Origin of the sequence: Kitasatospora sp. NPDC004669 (assembly GCF_040609455.1) — a bacterium.
Classification (GTDB): Bacteria; Actinomycetota; Actinomycetes; order Streptomycetales; family Streptomycetaceae; genus Kitasatospora.
In genome coordinates this window covers 20,282-35,476 of sequence record NZ_JBEXKB010000015.1, presented here as the reverse complement: position 1 = coordinate 35,476, position 15,195 = coordinate 20,282, and the positions used below count along the sequence as shown (strand labels likewise).

General features: G+C 73.7%; 9 protein-coding genes and 1 pseudogene. 3 read left to right on the top strand and 7 right to left on the bottom strand.

The features are described from left to right. Positions 1-3 precede the first annotated feature (3 nt). From ABZW30_RS15265 to ABZW30_RS15255, 3 genes are all read right to left on the bottom strand, one after another. Complete coding sequence (locus ABZW30_RS15265; protein ID WP_355671559.1) at positions 4-6,528, bottom strand: tetratricopeptide repeat protein; 6,525 nt, start codon at positions 6,526-6,528, stop codon at positions 4-6. A 102-nt stretch (positions 6,529-6,630) separates the two neighbouring features. After that, positions 6,631-7,377, bottom strand: a complete 747-nt coding sequence (locus ABZW30_RS15260; protein WP_355671558.1) for an SOS response-associated peptidase — start codon at positions 7,375-7,377, stop codon at positions 6,631-6,633. Positions 7,378-7,415: 38 nt separating this feature from the next. Further along, complete coding sequence (locus tag ABZW30_RS15255; RefSeq protein WP_355671557.1) at positions 7,416-8,159, bottom strand: helix-turn-helix transcriptional regulator; 744 nt, start codon at positions 8,157-8,159, stop codon at positions 7,416-7,418. A gap of 99 nt (positions 8,160-8,258) precedes the next feature. Between ABZW30_RS15255 and ABZW30_RS15250 the strand changes: the two genes are divergently transcribed. Beyond that, a complete protein-coding gene (locus ABZW30_RS15250) occupies positions 8,259-9,449 on the top strand; it encodes an MFS transporter (RefSeq protein ID WP_355671673.1) in 1,191 nt (396 codons plus the stop codon). Here the strand turns inward: ABZW30_RS15250 and ABZW30_RS15245 are convergent. Together ABZW30_RS15245 and ABZW30_RS15240 are read right to left on the bottom strand one after the other, a co-directional pair. Continuing rightward, the gene (locus ABZW30_RS15245) at positions 9,361-10,128 is read right to left on the bottom strand and encodes a rhodanese-like domain-containing protein (RefSeq protein WP_355671556.1); all 768 of its coding nucleotides are present in this window, start codon (positions 10,126-10,128) and stop codon (positions 9,361-9,363) included. The genes ABZW30_RS15250 and ABZW30_RS15245 overlap by 89 nt on opposite strands. 62 nt (positions 10,129-10,190) lie before the next feature. After that, a pseudogene (locus ABZW30_RS15240) lies at positions 10,191-10,439 on the bottom strand (TSUP family transporter); the annotation flags it as partial. Between the two features lie 387 nt (positions 10,440-10,826). Between ABZW30_RS15240 and ABZW30_RS15235 the strand changes: the two are divergent. Next, positions 10,827-12,212 (top strand): MBL fold metallo-hydrolase, encoded by a 1,386-nt coding sequence (locus tag ABZW30_RS15235; protein WP_355671555.1) that lies wholly within the window; start codon positions 10,827-10,829, stop codon positions 12,210-12,212. 287 nt (positions 12,213-12,499) lie between these two features. Further along, the gene (locus tag ABZW30_RS15230; RefSeq protein WP_355671554.1) at positions 12,500-12,937 is read left to right on the top strand and encodes a hypothetical protein; all 438 of its coding nucleotides are present in this window, start codon (positions 12,500-12,502) and stop codon (positions 12,935-12,937) included. A gap of 42 nt (positions 12,938-12,979) precedes the next feature. On the opposite strand, the gene ABZW30_RS15225 is transcribed toward ABZW30_RS15230, so the two are convergent. Together ABZW30_RS15225 and ABZW30_RS15220 are read right to left on the bottom strand one after the other, a co-directional pair. After that, the gene (locus tag ABZW30_RS15225) at positions 12,980-13,525 is read right to left on the bottom strand and encodes a CAP domain-containing protein (protein ID WP_355671553.1); all 546 of its coding nucleotides are present in this window, start codon (positions 13,523-13,525) and stop codon (positions 12,980-12,982) included. Between the two features lie 616 nt (positions 13,526-14,141). Beyond that, complete coding sequence (locus ABZW30_RS15220) at positions 14,142-15,050, bottom strand: ABC transporter substrate-binding protein (protein WP_355671552.1); 909 nt, start codon at positions 15,048-15,050, stop codon at positions 14,142-14,144. Between the last annotated feature and the right edge of the window lie 145 nt (positions 15,051-15,195).

The window sequence follows — 15,195 nt, the reverse complement described above, 5'->3', positions numbered from 1 at the left end:
TGATTACTCCTGCTCCTGGGTCAGTGCGGCTTGAGGTACGTCCACTACGGCGGAGAGGTCCTGGAGGACGGCGCCGTGGCTCCGGTCGAAGACGGTGATCCGGAGGGTGTGCGGGCCGGGCGAGGCCGGGGTCAGCGCGAACCGGGCGGGCTCGCCGGCCGGGGTGTAGTCGGCGACGGGCGGGTCCAGCGCGGCGTCGGCGGTCACGGCGGCGACCAGGCGCAGGTCGGGAAGGCTTCCCGGATCGGCGTGCGGGGTGTCCTCGGCGGGTTCCAGGCGGAGCTCCAGATGGGTGGTGGCGCCCACGGCGGGGTCGTCGATGAGGGTGAGCCGGGGTCGCCAGGCGGGGCGGTCGACGGCCGGCTGGGCGGAGCGGTGCATCGAGCCGTGGGAGCGGCGGGGGAGCGGGGTGGGCGCGCTCCGGCCGAGCTCCGGGCGGACGGGCGCGGGCGGGGCCGCTGCCGGCGCGCAGCGGTCGAGCCGCGACAGCGCGGCGCGGGCCTCGGCCGCCAGCGGGTGGCCCGGGTCCATCAGGGCCTCGCGTCCGGTGGAGACGGCCTCCAGCAGCTCCCGGGCGGCGGCACGGAGCCCGCCGTCGGCGAGTGCCTGGGCCAGGCCGACCGCGAGGGTGGGGAAGAGCGGCAGCGGACCGGGACGCTGGGCGCCGATGCAGACGGCGACGTCCTCGGCCTCCCGGTGCCCGGCGAGCAGTGCGGCGGTCGGCGAGGAGCCACCGACCGCGATCCGGTCGGCGATGATGCGCTCGTACGCCTGAACCGCACCGGTCGCGTCCCCCGCCCGCAGCCGTGCGTGAGCGAGACTCTGACGGACGCTCAGGGTGAGGAGGTGGCGAGTGCCGTGGCTCTCGGCGCAGGTCTCCGCGAGCTCCTCCAGCCGGACGACGGCCCGCAGCGGACGTGCACCGCAGGCCAGCAGGAGCGCCTGGGTCTCGCGGGCCGTGACGGTCGCGAGCGAAGGGTCGCCGAGCGTGTCGGTGGCAGCGGAGACCAGGCCGGCAACCAGGTGCAGGGCGGCCTCGTGCTCCCCGCTCAGGTGCCGCGCGAGAGCGAGCGTGCAGCCGGCGATGACGAGTTTGGGGAAGCCGGTGCCGCTGGGCCGGGCCCAGTCGTCGACGAGGGGCGACAGCTCGGCGATCGCGACGCCGTGATCCCCGTTCAGGACCAGGGCCATGGCCCGGTCGTGCCGGAGCCCGAGGACGAGGTCCTTCTCGGGGGCGAAGGCCCGGAGGGCGATGGCCAGCGTCTCGCGGTAGCACGCGGCGGACTCGGCGTAGCGGCCGGCCTCGAAGAGGTTGAGCGCGATGCTGTCCCAGACGTCGACGGTGTCGGGGTGGTCGCCCCCCAGGATCCGGGCGCGATCGGCCCGGACGGCCCGGTAGAGCGCGTCGGCACGGTCGTGGTTCCACCGGTGGCGGAGGGCATGGGCGAGGCTGTCGCGGGCGGTGATCGTGTCGGGGTGGTCCGGGCCGTGGACGCGCTCGTGGTCGGCGACCAGTGTCTGCCGTGCGCCGACCTCCTCGCGGCGCCGGCCGGCGCGGCGGTGGTGACGGGCGAGGTTGCCCCGCTCGGCCAGGGTGTCCGGGTGGTCGGCTCCTTGGAGCCGGGTCCGGTCGGCGATCAGTTCCGTGAGCAGCGCGGCGGCGCGGTCGAGTTCGCCGATGTCGCGGATGCTCAGGGCCAGGTGGGACCGTGCGGCGAGGCTGTCGGGGTGGTCCGGCCCCTGGACGCGGGCGCGGTCGGCGGCCAGCAGCTCGAGGTCGGCTGCAGCCTGTCGGTACAGCCCCGCGATCCGGCGGTCGGCGGCGAGGTCGCACCGCGTGGTGAGGACTGCCGGGTGGTCCGGGCCCTGGACACGGATCCGGTCGCGCAGCAGGGCCTCGTTGAGCCGGATGCTGAGCAGGTGGTCGCCGGACGTCCGATGGGTCCAGGCCAGCAGGAACCGGACGGCGAGGGTTTCCGGGTGGTCGGGGCCGTTGATCCGCAGCCGGTCCACGAGGAGGCTCTCGCACAGCCTCAGGGCACGCCCGAGGTCACCGCTCGCACGGCACGAGTGGACCTGCCACCAGCGGGTGTTCAGGGTGTCGTCGTGGTCGGCGCCGAGCACCCGCGCGCGGTCGACGGCCACGGCGCCGAACAGCTCGGCGGCCCGCCGGTGGTCGCCCGCCTCGCGGTAGGCGGCGCCGTGCCACCACCTGGCGCTGAGAACCTTGGGGTGGTCGGCGCCCTGCGCCCTCTCCCAGTCGGCGAGCAGCGGCGTGTACAGCTCCAGGGCGGCGCGGAAGTCGCCCGCCGCCACCATCGAGCGGGCGTGCCCGAGACGAGCGTCCAGGGTGACAGGGTGGTCCGGGCCGAGTGCGTGCAGCGCGTCGGCGACCAGGGCGCGGAACAGTTCTCCGGCCCGGCCGTGGTCGCCCGCCTCCTGCCAGGTCCGGGCAAGGCTGAACCGGGTGTTCAGGGTCGTGACATGATCCGGGCCCAGCACCCGCTCCGTGTCCGGGACCAGACGCTCGTACAGCTCGGCGGCCCGGCGGTGGTTACCCGCCTCGCGGTGGGTGTACGCCAGTGAGCGCCGGGTGGCCAGCGCGTCCGAGTGGTCCGCTCCCCGGACCCGTGTCCAGTCGGCCAGCACGTCCTCGTAGAGCTTGAGCGCCCTGGCGAACTCGCGGGCCTCCTCGGTCGCCGAGGCGAGGGAACCGCGGCAGCCCAGGGTGAGCGGGTGGTCCGCACCCAGGACGCGGGTGTCGTCGGCGATCAGCGTCTCGTACAGGGCCCTGGCCCAGTGGTGGTTCTTGGCGGCCGAGGTGGCCCAGGCCAGGCCGCCCCGGACGGCCAGGGTGCGGGGGTGCTCGGGGCCGTGGACCCGGACGCAGTCGGCCACCAGCACGGTGTACAGCTCCACGGCAAGCCGGTGATCGCCTGCCTGGACGTGTCCGATGGCCTGCCACCAGCGGGCCAGGAGCGTGTCGGGGTGCTCGGGCCCGTGGACGCGGTCCTGCTCGGCCGCCAGCTCGGTGTACAGCTCGACGGCGAGGCGGTGGTGGGCGGCTTCGGTGAAGGAGTTCGCCCGCCACCAGCGGGCGTTGAGGGTGAACGGGTGGTCCGGGCCGTGCACCCGGATCCGGTCCGCCACCAGCAGGTCGTGCAACTCCAGCGCCCGCCGGTGGTCACCCGCACCCGTGACCGCCTGGGCCAGGCCCAGACGCGCGTTCAGGGTCTCGGGATGGTCCGGCCCGTTGACGCGGGTGAGGTCGGCCACGAGCGTCTGGAACAGGGCGATGGCGCGTCGGTGGTCGCCGGCCTCCCGGCAGTTGTCGGCGAGCCAGTAGCGCGTGTTGAGGGTGTCGGGGTGGTCGGGGCCCAGCACCCTGGCACGGTCGGTCGTGAGCGCGTCGCACAGCTCCGTCGCGCGGCGGTGGTCGTCGGCGTCGCCGTGCGCCGACACGAGCCAGAACCGGGTGTCGAGGGTGTCCGGATGGTCCGGGCCCTGCAGCCGGGTGCGGTCGGCGACCAGCTCGGCGGCCAGCTCGAAGGCGAGACGGTGGTGGCCGGCCTCGCCGTGCGCCATGGCCAGGTTGAGCCGGGCGTTGAGGGTGTCGACGTGGTCGGGGCCCTGGAGCCGGGTGCGGTCGGCCAGCAGGCCCTCGCGGACGACCCGCGCCTCCCGGAGGCGGCCCGCTGCCTGGAGGGCGTAGCCGAGCCCCTTGCGGGAGTCGAGCGTGCCGGGGTGCTCGGGCCCGTACACCCTGGTGCGGTCGGCCACCAGCTGCTCGCGCAGCTGTACGGCGAGCCGGTGGTTCCCGGCCTCGCCGTGCAGCCAGGCCTGCCAGGTCCGGGTGTGCAGGACGGTGGGGTGGTCGGGTGTCAGGACCCGCCCCCGGTGGGCGACCAGCTCGTCGCACAGCTCGGCCGCGCGCCGGTGCTCGCCCACGTAGCTGAAGGCCCGGGCCAGGGCGAGGCGGGCGCCGAAGGTCTCGTAGTGCTCGGGGCCGTGGAGCCGCTCGCGGTCGGTGCGGAGTCGCTGCCACACGACGAGCGCCTCGCGCGGGCGGCCCGCGGCGTGCAGGGCCCGGGCGAGACCGGAGCGCTCGCTCAGGGTGTCCGGGTGGTCGGGGCCCTGGATCCGGGTCCGGTCCGTCACCAGGCGTTCCAGCTCCTCGACTTCGAGGCCCGGCGATCCGGCGGCGCGCAGCGCCCACCCCAGGTAGCTGCGCTCCTCCAGCGTGTCGGGGTGGTTCTCGCCCTGGACGCGCGTACGGTCGCGGACCAGCAGGCGGTGCTGCTCGACCGCGCGGTGGGGCGCACCCGCCTCGCGGTGGGAGCGGGCCAGGCCGGTGCGCGCGTCGAGGGTGTGCGGATGGTCGGGACCGAGCACCCGGGTGTGGTCGGCGATGAGGGCCGTGAACTCGGCGACGGCGGTGACGGCTTGACCGGACTTCCGGTGGACGGAGGCCAGTCGTCCGCGCGCGTGGAAGGTCTGCGGGTGGTCGGGGCCCTGCACCCGGGTGCGGTCCGCGACCACCGCCTCGTACGCGGCCATCGCCGCCGGGTAGTCGCCGGCCTCGGCGTGGGCGGCGGCGAGCCAGCCGCGGGTGTTCAGGGTGTCGGGGTGGTCGGCGCCCAGGACGCGGGTGCGGTCGGCGACCACCTGCTCGTAGAACGTGATGGCCAACCCGTGCTGACCCGCCGCGAGTTGGGCGAAGGCGAGCCCGTTCCGGCGGGCCAGGAGGTCCGGGTGGTCGACGCCGAACACCCGTTCCGTGTCCACCACCAACTGCTCGAACTCGGCCACGGATTCCCGGTGTCGACCAGCCACTTGCAGCGCGTAGGCCAGGCTCGCGCGGCTCCAGAGGGTATCGGCGTGGTCCGCCCCCAGCGCCCTGGCACGCTCGGCGACGACCGAGCGGAACTCCTGGACCGCGAGCGCGTGTTGACCCGCCTTGCGGTAGGCCTGGGCGAGCGTGTGCCGGTCGGCGAGGGTGGCGGGGTGGTCCTGTCCCTGGACCCGGGTCCGCTTGGCGACCACCTCCCGGCACAGCTCGACCGCCTGTGCCGGTTCACCGGTCTGGGCGTGTAGCTTGCCGAGCCGCCCGAGGGCGGTCAGGGTGTCGGGGTGGTCCTCGCCGAGCAGCCGCCTCTGCCCGTCCGCCATCGCCGCCACCAGCGGTACGGCGTACACCCGCTGCGCCCGGTCGGTGAGTTCCCCCGCCGCCAGCCCGTAGAGCGCGACGGTCTCCGCCGTCGGCTCCTCCGACGGCCCGCCGGCGGCCAGCCCGCGGATGTGCGCCAGCAGTGCCCGCCGCAGCCCCGGTTCGGCGTCCGGCCAGAGCCGGGCGGCTGCTCCCGCCAGGTGCCGTTCCGCCCGCTGCCGTAGTCGGCGGGCTCCCTCCGAGTTGCGGAGCACCGCCTGGAGCAGCCGGTGCACGGTGACCGTGTCGCCGAGGGTGATCAGGTTGTAGTCGGCCAGTAGCCGGAGTGCGCGCTCCACCTCCTCCGGCCGGCGCGCTCCGAACGGGGTGAGGGCCGCGCGCGGCAGCGCCTCCGGGGCGTACCAGGCCAGGGTCCGCAGCAGCTCGACGGCGAAGGGGGCGGTGTGTTGGACGGTGCGGAGTGTGGTCTGCCAGAGCCGGGCGACGGTGTCCTCGGCACCGGGGCCCACCGGGCCCGTGGCGCGCAGCAGTTCGCGGTACGCGGCGAAGGTGGTACCGGTCTGCTGGACGTAGGCGCCGGCCTGGGCGAGGGCCAATGGCAGGTGGCCGAGTTCGTCGGCCAGGGCGCGGGCCTCGTTCCGCTCGGCGGCGTCCACGGCGGCGCGCGGGTACGCGGTGCCGCAGAGCAGCTGGGCGGCCTCGGGGGCGTCGAGGACGTCGATGCGTACCGGCCGGATGCCGGGGTGCCAGCCGCCGGCGCGGCGGCTGGTGACCAGCTGGTGGCCGCAGCCGAGCAGTCGGCCGAGGTAGGGGGTGAGGTGGGCCGGGTCCTCGGCGTTGTCGTAGACGAGCAGCCAGCGGTCGTGGGCGCGCAGCCAGGCGATGGCCCATTCGACCTGCTGACCGGGCGGGGCGGTGAGCGCCCAGCCGGGGTGGAGGTGGACGGCGAGTCCGGCGAAGGCCTCGGCGAGTTGTCCCTCGGACTCGGCGGTGATCCACCAGATCAGCCGGTAGTGCTCGGCCCGGCTGTAGGCGTAGTGCAGGGCGAGGCTGGTCTTGCCGACGCCGCCGAGGCCGTGCAGGGTGGTCGCCTGGGTGACCAGACCGCCGCCGTCGTCGTGCGCCAGGGCCTCGGTGACCGCCCGCAACTCGGCCTTCCGGCCCACGAGCTGGTCAGCGGTGCGGGGCGGCAGGTTGGGCGTCGGGGCGGTCGCCGCGATCGTCACGGCGGCCTGCGCGGCTTCGGCCGGGAGGACCGCGGCGTGCGGGTCGCCCGCCGCCGCCGACGGTGAGGTGCGGCGCCGCTGCTCGTACGGTTCCGGGTCGGGCATGCCGCTCTCGGGCCGGACGTGTGTCGTCATGGCCATCAACACTTCGGTGCCCCCACCCCCGTGAACTGATTCGCCCGCCCACCGTAGTGCAGAGCAAACGCGCTGTCAGCGGAATCAGCGGCGGGCGGGGCATCAGTCGGCGAGCCCCAGCGGGTCCGGGGCGGTGTCGAGCAGCTCCGGGCCGTTGGGCGCGCGCACGCTGTTGACGGTGGGTGGGACGGCGCGCACCCGCAGGGCGCCGTCGGCGGGGCGGCGCAGCAGGTGGTGGAGGTCGGCCGGGTCGGTGTGGGCGGGGGAGAGCCAGGTGGGCACGTCGTCGGGGGCGATGGTGAGCGGCATCCGGTCGTGGATGCGGCCGGCCGAGTCGGTGGCGTCGGTGGTGATGATGGTGGCGGTGGCGAGCCAGGCGAGCGGGTCGTCGTCGGCGCGGGTGCGGTCGCGCCAGAACTCGTAGAGGCCGGCCATCAGCATCACGCCGCCGGTGCTGAGGAAGTACGGCTGCTTGTACTTCTTGCGGTCGGCGGTGGCGGGGACCTCGCGCCACTCGAAGTAGCCGTCGGCGGGGATGACGCAGCGGCGGGCGGTGAAGGCCTTGCGGAAGGCCGGCTTGGTGTCGACGGTCTCGGAGCGGGCGTTGATCATGCGGGCGCCGCCGGACGGGTCCTTGGACCAGGACGGGACGAGCCCCCAGCGCAGCGGACGCAGTTGGCGCAGCACCTCGCCGGTCTCCCGGTCGAGGCGTTCCAGCACGGCCGGGATCGGGTCGGTGGGCGCGACGTTCCAGCTCGGCGCGAAGGTTTCGGCCGGGTCCCAGCGGAGCTCTCCGAGCAGCGAGACGAGGTCCTGGGGTGTGGTGGTGGAGACGAAGCGGCCGCACATGCCCCAAGCCTGCCACCCGGGCCGGACACCCGGGGCTTTCAGCGCGCCGGGTGGCCGCCGGGGGTGTGGCCGAAGGTGCGGCGGAAGACGTCGATGAAGGCGCTGGCCGAGGCCCAGCCGCAGCGGTGGGCGACGGCGGTGACCGGCACGTCCTCGGCGAGCAGCACCAGCGCGTGGTGCAGCCGCAGCTGGGTGCGCCACTGGGGGAAGGTCATCCCGAGGTCGGCGCGGAACAGCTGGGAGAGGGTGCGGTCGCTGGCGCCGACGGCGCGGCCGAGTTCGGCGAGGGTGCGGCGGTCGGCCGGGTCCTCGTGCAGCAGCCCGCACAGCGCCTGGAGCAGCGGCGTGGTCGGGGTGGGCAGGTGCAGCGGCTGTTGGGGCGAGGCGCGCAGCTGGTCGAGCAGGACGGCGCGCAGCCGGGAGCGTTCGGGGCCGTCGTCCTCGGGGGCGCGGGTGTAGGCGATGATCAGTTCGCGCAGCAGCGGGCCGACGGTGAGGACGGTGGGCCGGTCCAGGGCGAGTGGGTTCTCGGTGGCGGGCAGGCCGACGAGGTGGAGTTCGAGGTCGCCGTGCGCCTGGTGGGCGTGGATGGTACCGGCCGGGATCCAGAGCGCGCGGTTGCCGGGGGCGACCCAGGAGCCGGCGTCGGTGGTGATCGCGACCACGCCGCGGGCGGCGTAGGCGATCTGGTGGTCGTCGTGGCGGTGGGCGTCGATCCCGGTCCCGGAGGGCAGCAGCTGGGCGCGGGTCGGGGCGACGGGATCGTGGCGGATCTTCGACATCGACTGGCAGATTATCGGAAGTCCGACAGGGAGTGCGGACCCCAGCATGGCGGGGTGCTGAAACAACCGTCGGAAAAAGCGTCGGAGAAGCCGACCGTCCTGCCGTACCACACGTCGATCACGCTGCTGTCCGTCGGACACGCCTGCGTCGACGTCTACCAGGGTGCCGTCGCCGCCCTGGTGCCCTTCCTGGTGGCCGAGCGCGGCTACGGCTACGCCGCCGTGTCGGGCGTGGTGCTCGCCGCCTCCGTGCTCTCCTCGGTCGCGCAGCCGCTGTTCGGGATACTCACCGACCGCCGGCCGCTGCCCTGGCTGCTGCCGGTCAGCACCCTGCTCGGCGGCGCGGGCATCGCGTTCAGCGGGGTGGGCGGCTCGTACGGGCTGACGCTCGCCTGCGTGGCGCTGTCCGGTGTCGGGGTGGCCGCGTACCACCCGGAGTCGGCGCGGGCGGCCCGCTCGGTCGCGCAGGGGGCCGGGGCCGGCCACCGGGGGATGGCCTGGTTCTCGTTGGGCGGCAACCTGGGCTTCGCGGCGGCGCCGCTGCTGGTTGCCGCCGTGGTCGGCACCGGCGGGCTGCGGCTGACCCCGATGCTGGTGCTGCCGGCCCTCGCGGGAGCCGCTCTGTGCCTGCCGGTGCTGCGCGAGCTGGCGCGGCGGCGCGCCGCCGGGGTGGGTGCGGCGCGCAAGCCGGGCCGGGACGACCGGGCCTCCTTCGTGAAGCTGTCGCTGGCCGTGGTGTGCCGTTCGATCGCCTTCATCGGCCTGAGCACCTTCCTGTCGCTGTTCGCCACCCAGCGCCTCGGCGGCGGGACGGCGGCCGGCACCGCGACGCTGGTGGTGCTGTACGCGGGCGGCGCGGTGGGCTCGGTGCTGGGCGGCGCGCTGGCGGACCGATGGGGCCGGGTCCCGGTGGCGCGCTGGTCGTACCTGGTCGCGGCGGTGGCGGTGGCCGGGGTGCTGCTGGTGCCGGGGCCGGCGCTGTACCTGTTCACGGCGCTCACCTCGGCGGGTCTGTACGTGCCGTTCTCGCTGCAGGTCACGCTGGGGCAGGACTACCTGCCGTCCCGGATCGGCACCGCGAGCGGGATCACCCTCGGCCTGACGGTCAGCATCGGCGGCCTGGTCAGCCCGCTGATCGGCGCGGTCGCGGACGCCACCTCGCTGCGGACGGCGCTGCTGCCGCTGGTGGCGATGCCGGTGCTCAGCTGGGCGCTGTTCCGCACCCTGCCTGAGCCTGCCGTGCCGGAGGAGGAGACGGCGCCCGTGGCGGGTGCGACCGCCGAGGCGTAGGCGGCGGGCGTCCACCCGCCGGAGACGGCCGTCCACGCGGAGTTTCTTCGCGGACCTGGCGCGGCACCGACCGGGGGTGGGCGTGTCGGTGGAGGTGGGGACGTAGGGGGTTCCGGTACGGGTGTCGCCCGGGAGGCCCCTGCCCGGGGGGTGGGCAGGGGCCTCCCGGGCAACACCGGTCTCGGTGGCCTCGGCGGTCTCGGTGGTCTCGGTGGTCTCGGTGGCCTCGGCGGTCTCGGTGGCCGAGCGCGGCGAGCGTGTCGTTGACGATCGGCGTGCCCGGGCGGGGGCGGTTGTACGGGAGCTTGCCCAACATCGCGCCCATCGCGCAGCTGTCGGTCAGTGCGGAGAACACCGGTCCGCCGCCGACCGCGGCCGAGAGCCAGCGGGCGCCCGTCCAGGCGTTGGTGTCGCCGGTGACGACGAGGGCGGTGATCCCGGCGTCGGCGAGCTGCCGGCAGGCGGTCTGGGCGCGCTGACCGGCGGCGCAGACCACGGCGAGCTCCTTCCTCCCGTCGGCGGCGCGCAGCGCGGGCAGCGCGCGGTCGAGCTGGTCGAGCGGGATGCTGAGGGCGCCGGGGATGTGGCCGCCGGCGTACTCGCCGGGGGAGCGGACGTCGAGGAGGGTGAGCTGCCCGAGGCGGGGCTTGAGCTGCTCGACGGTCAGCGGTGTGGTCATGGGAGTGCGGGTCCTCTCGGGATGGCTGGGCGGACCGGCCGTGGCCGGAGCAGGGGAGCGGGTCAGCTGAGGGTGGTGACCAGCATCAGCGTGGCAACGGCGAGCAGGGCGATCGCGAAGGCCCGCTGCAGGGTGCGTCCGCTGAGCTTGTCGGCGAGCCGCTTGCCGTCCCAGGCGCCGAGGATCGCGGCGCCGGTGAAGGGCGCGGCCACGGCCCAGTCGATCGCGCCGGTCGCGCCGAGGCGGGGCAGCAGGGCGGCGAGGGAGTCGGCGGTGATGACCAGCAGGCTGGTGCCGACCGCCTCGGCCATGGTGAAGGCGACTGAAGCTTCGCGTTCCGCCCACCGCCGAACCGGCAGGGAACGAGTCCCACCCGAGGCGCTTCCCGGTACACCCACGCGACGGACATGTTCAGGTACTCAGCAGTCTGCTTGACACTCATGAACTGCTCGGGCAAGGGCTGCTCCTGTGTGATCAACCGAATTCACGGAGCCCGAATATCAATGGAGAGGGGCAGTTTGGTCGCACCGTTGCCGCGTGATAGCGGGCAATGGAAGACCGCTTCCGGCAGGTTCGTGTAGTGGTGGCGGCGGCCATCTGACTGGCCGTGCCTGCCTCGATTCCATTGGAACAAATACCCCCGGGGGTACACTCGAGTGTGTTGCCAGCCCGACAGACCCCGACGAGGAGACAACCCCGTGATCTTCAGCCAGTACTACCTCGACTGCCTCTCCCAGGCCTCCTACCTGATCGCCGACGAGACCACCGGCCAGGCCGTGATCGTCGACCCTCGCCGGGACGTCGACGAATACCTCGCCGATGCCATGGCACGGGGCCTGACCGTCGTCGGCGTCATCAACACCCACTTCCACGCCGACTTCCTCGCCGGCCACCTCGAACTCGCCGCCCGCACCGGCGCCTGGATCGGTTACGGCCACCGTGCCGAGACCGAGTACCCCATCCGCCACCTCACCGACGGCGAACGCATCTCCCTCGGGGACGTCACCCTCCAGATCATGGAGACCCCCGGACACACCCCCGAGTCGATCAGCATCCTCGTCTACGAGCACGCCACCGACGAAGCCCCTTACGGCGTACTCACCGGCGACGCCCTGTTCATCGGCGACGTCGGCCGCCCCGACCTGCTCGCCTCCGCCGGCGTCACCGCCGAGGATCTCGGCGCCATGCTCTACGACAGCGTCCACCACAAGCTCATGGCCCTGCCCGACCAGGTCCGCGTCTTCCCCGCTCACGGCGCCGGCTCCGCCTGCGGCAAGAACCTCTCCACCGAGAAGCAGTCCACCATCGGCGCGCAGCGCCTGACCAACTACGCCTGCCAGCCCATGGACCAGGACACCTTCGTCCGCATCGTCACCGCCGGCCAGTCCGCCACCCCCGCCTACTTCGGCCACGACGCCGCCCTCAACCGGCAGGACCACCCGCTGCTCGACCGCAGGAACGCCGCCCGCCCCCTGTGCCCCGAAAGCTTCAAGGAGGTCCGCGCCGCAGGCGCCGTCGTCCTCGACGCCCGCAGCCCCCAGGACTTCGGTGCGGGACACATCCGCGGCGCCGTCAACGTCCCCGTCGACGGCCGCTTCGCCGAACAGGCCGGCACCGTCCTCACCCCCGACAGCAACATCGCGATCATTGCCCCGCAGGACCGCGAGGACGAGGTCATCACCCGCCTCGCCCGCATCGGCTTCGATCACATCGCCGGCTACCTGCGCGACCCCGGCAACGCCCTGTCCGCCCTCGCCGACGAGGTCACCCCCGCCAGCCGCCTCACCGCCGACCAGCTCCGCACCGCACTCGCCGGCGAGCAGCCCCCCACCGTCCTGGACGTGCGCACCTGCGGCGAACGCGAAACAGGATTCATCGAAGGATCCCTGCACATCGCCCTGGCCGAACTCCCTCGCCGCCTGAACGAGATCCCCACCGACCGCCCCCTGGTCGTCCACTGCGCCAGCGGCCACCGCTCCTCCATCGCCGCCAGCCTGCTGCGCCACCACGGCCACACCGACATCTCCGACCTCCTCGGTGGCTACAACGCCTGGCACACCCTCACCCACCCCGACCGGGCCTGAACCCAGCCGTCCTGGCCCACCCCCGCCCGGGCCGCGGGCGCTCCCGAAGGTAGCGCCCGCCACGTGACCCCAGGACACCATCCCAGTCCCGGAGTCCCCGGAGTCACATGCCGCTCTTCCCCAGGGTCGGACGTCAGCTTGTCGGGAGAGAAGAGCGGCTGCAAGCGCATGGCCATGCTCGGCGCCGTCTACGACGCCGGCCCCATGCCCCGGGTCGAGTTCGTCATCCCCGAGTTCGCTGTTCCGCCTTCGCCGCGCGCCGCCTGCTCGCCGTCTCCGGCCTCGCCGTGCTCGTGCTCGCCGCCACCGCCTGCGGGCTCGACACGGCCGGCGGGTCCGGCGGCAAGGCCCCGGCGACCGGTGACTCCTCCGGCGTCCGGATCGCCACCGTGAAGTCGGTGACGCTCGGACCGAGTGTCACCGACTCCGCCGACCGGACCCTGTACAAGGACACCGCCAAGCCGTCCGTGAGAAACCTGCACCGACGCCTGCGCCGGGAAGTGGCCGCCGCTCGCCTAAGGACAGCCCTCTGCGACCACCCGGACGTTGTGGTGCTCGACCGCATCGAGCAGGCCGGCCGGACGGCCTGCTCGGGGTCGAGGACACCCCCCAACGCCCTCGTCAGAGGAGTGCCGATCTCCGGCGTGGCTCCGGCTGCTGTTGCGGCTGCGACAACCTCCACTCACCCTGTGGCTACTGTCCCTGGAGGGCCCGTCGCGTGGTGACGCGCCCGGGCGGAGGCCCCGAGCCACGATTTCGGTCTCGGCCTACCGGCCGTCGGAGAAGTTGTGGACTCCCCACCAGCCGGTTTCGTCGTGGTAGATGCCGACGCCGACCTCGGTGAACGAGGGGTTGGTCTGGGCCTTGTAGTGGCCGGGGCTGTGGCGCCACATCGACTGGAACTTTTCCGCCGCCTCCTGGGCGGTCATCGAGGCGTCGCTCCACCACACGATGTTCTCGCCGATCCAGGTCCGGGAGCCGGTTACGAGGTACTGGGAGTTCGAGCTACTGGAGTGGCCGAATCCGTTGTCGCGCATGTGGTGGGCCCAGTTGCGGGCGTAGTCGCTCAGGTCGGTCCTGAGGGCCAGGGGAGGGAGCCCAACCGTGGCGCGCTCGCCGTTGAGCAGTTGGAGGGACGCGGCCTCGGCGTCACTGACGGACTGGGAGGACGATCGTGGGCCCGGGAGCACCGGGTCCGGTCCGATCGGTCCGGAGGCGGGATCGGCGGGGACCTGCGCGGTGGCTGCGGGCTTCGGGGCCGGTGCGGCGGTGGTGGCCGCCGAGCGGTGTGCGGCTCGTGCGGGCGTCGGCACCGGCTCGGGGGTGGGCTTGAGGGGGGAGGGGGTGCTGGTGGGCGACGGGGTCGTCGAAGGGGACGGGGCCGCGGTAACGGCGGGGGAGGTCGGCGTGGCGGTCGGAAGTATGGTGACCGGGGTGGCGAGGTCGGTTCCGGTCGGTGCGAGTGCCGTGCTGATCTGGGGGTCGTGGCTGCCGGCTGTGTGCGCTGCCCCGTCCGTCGTGGTGACCAGGGCTACGCCGGCGAAGGACAGTCCGGCGATGCCGATGACGGAGAGGCTGATGCTGACTCGTCGCGCGTTTCGGCTGTTGCGGCGGTGACCGCTGCCCTTCCTGCGGTGGCTGGGGCGACCGTCGGGGGACCGGCCGTCTCCGCTCGCCGGGGGTATGTGCCGGGTCGGCTGGTCTTCGTGGAACTGCATGTGTCGTTGCTCCGTGCGGTCCAGGGAATGCCGGTGGGAGGGCCGGCAGTGAAGGAGATCGGAACGGAGCCTGGAGATAACGTTTTCCCGAAGCTGTGTTGAGTCCCGCCGGGAGCGGTCCACGGGCGGCAGGCCGGATCGGTGCATGGCGGCGGGCCCGGGGAGCACTGCCCCGGGCCCGCGGTGCCCGGCCGTCGATGTGGGGCCGGGGTCAGAGCCCGGCGTTCACGGTGGCGCTGACGACGGCACCGTTGCCCACGTTCCACTTGTCGAGGATCTTCTGGTAGGTACCGTTGCTGATCAGTTGGTCGACTGCGCGGGACAGCACATCGGACAGGTCCTGCCGGTCCCGGCCGACCACGATCCCGTAGAGGCTTGACTCCTGGTATTTGCCGACCAGTTGGAACATGCCTTTGTGGTTCGGCGCGGTGGTGTTGTAGGAGGCGGCGGGGTAGTCGTTGAGGTCGGCGACGGCGGTTCCGGAGGAGACCTCGGCCACGGCCTGGTCGTCGGTGTCCGTGGAGTCGATCCGCAGCGGTCTGCCGGTCCGGGTGCAGGCGGCGGACTGCGCCTTGGCGACTTTGATCTGGACCGAGTTGGCCTGTACGGCGATGGTGTGGCCGCACAGGCTGTCCAGGGTGGTGAGGCCCAGCGGGTTGCCCGTCTTGACCAGGATCGAGGTGCCGGTGAGGAAGTAGTCGACGAAGTCCACGCCGGGGTTGGTGACGTGGCCGGTGGCGTCCTTGCCCTGCTGGCGGTCGCGGGTGTCGATGGCGGCCGACATCGCCAGATCGAGTTTCCCGGACTGGACGGCCGGGATGAGGTCGTTGAAGGGCATGTCGAGGATCTTGACGCGCAGGCCGAGGTAGGAGCCGAGGGCTGCGGCGAGATCCGGGTCGAGGCCGACGGGTGAGCCGCCGGCGTCCTTGAACTCGACGGGGACGTAGTTGAGGTAGGAGCCGATGCGCAGTTCGCCGGTGGTGCGGATCGACTGCGGCAGCCGGGCCCGCAGGGCGGAGGGCGAGTCGGACGGGGCCGGTGCGGCGGCGCAGCTGCTGGCCAGCAGGCCGCAGAGGCCCGTGGCGGCCAGTGTTGCCCGGCGGGCGGGTGTTCGGGGCATGGGTGAGTCCTGGGCGCGGGTGACGTGGGGTGGTAGGTGGACACGCTGCGGCGGGGGGGGGGGGGGGGGCCCCCCCCCCCCCCCCGGGGGGGGGGGCCCCCCCCCCCCCCCCCCCCCCCCCCCCCCCCGACACAACAAAACGGGG

Bases quoted from the DNA above. Each gene is read 5' to 3' on its own strand.
- ABZW30_RS15265 (WP_355671559.1), bottom strand. From the start codon at position 6,528: ATGACGACACACGTCCGGCCCGAGAGCGGCATGCCCGACCCGGAACCG.
- ABZW30_RS15260 (WP_355671558.1), bottom strand. From the start codon at position 7,377: ATGTGCGGCCGCTTCGTCTCCACCACCACACCCCAGGACCTCGTCTCG.
- ABZW30_RS15255 (WP_355671557.1), bottom strand. From the start codon at position 8,159: ATGTCGAAGATCCGCCACGATCCCGTCGCCCCGACCCGCGCCCAGCTG.
- ABZW30_RS15245 (WP_355671556.1), bottom strand. From the start codon at position 10,128: ATGACCACACCGCTGACCGTCGAGCAGCTCAAGCCCCGCCTCGGGCAG.
- ABZW30_RS15220 (WP_355671552.1), bottom strand. From the start codon at position 15,050: ATGCCCCGAACACCCGCCCGCCGGGCAACACTGGCCGCCACGGGCCTC.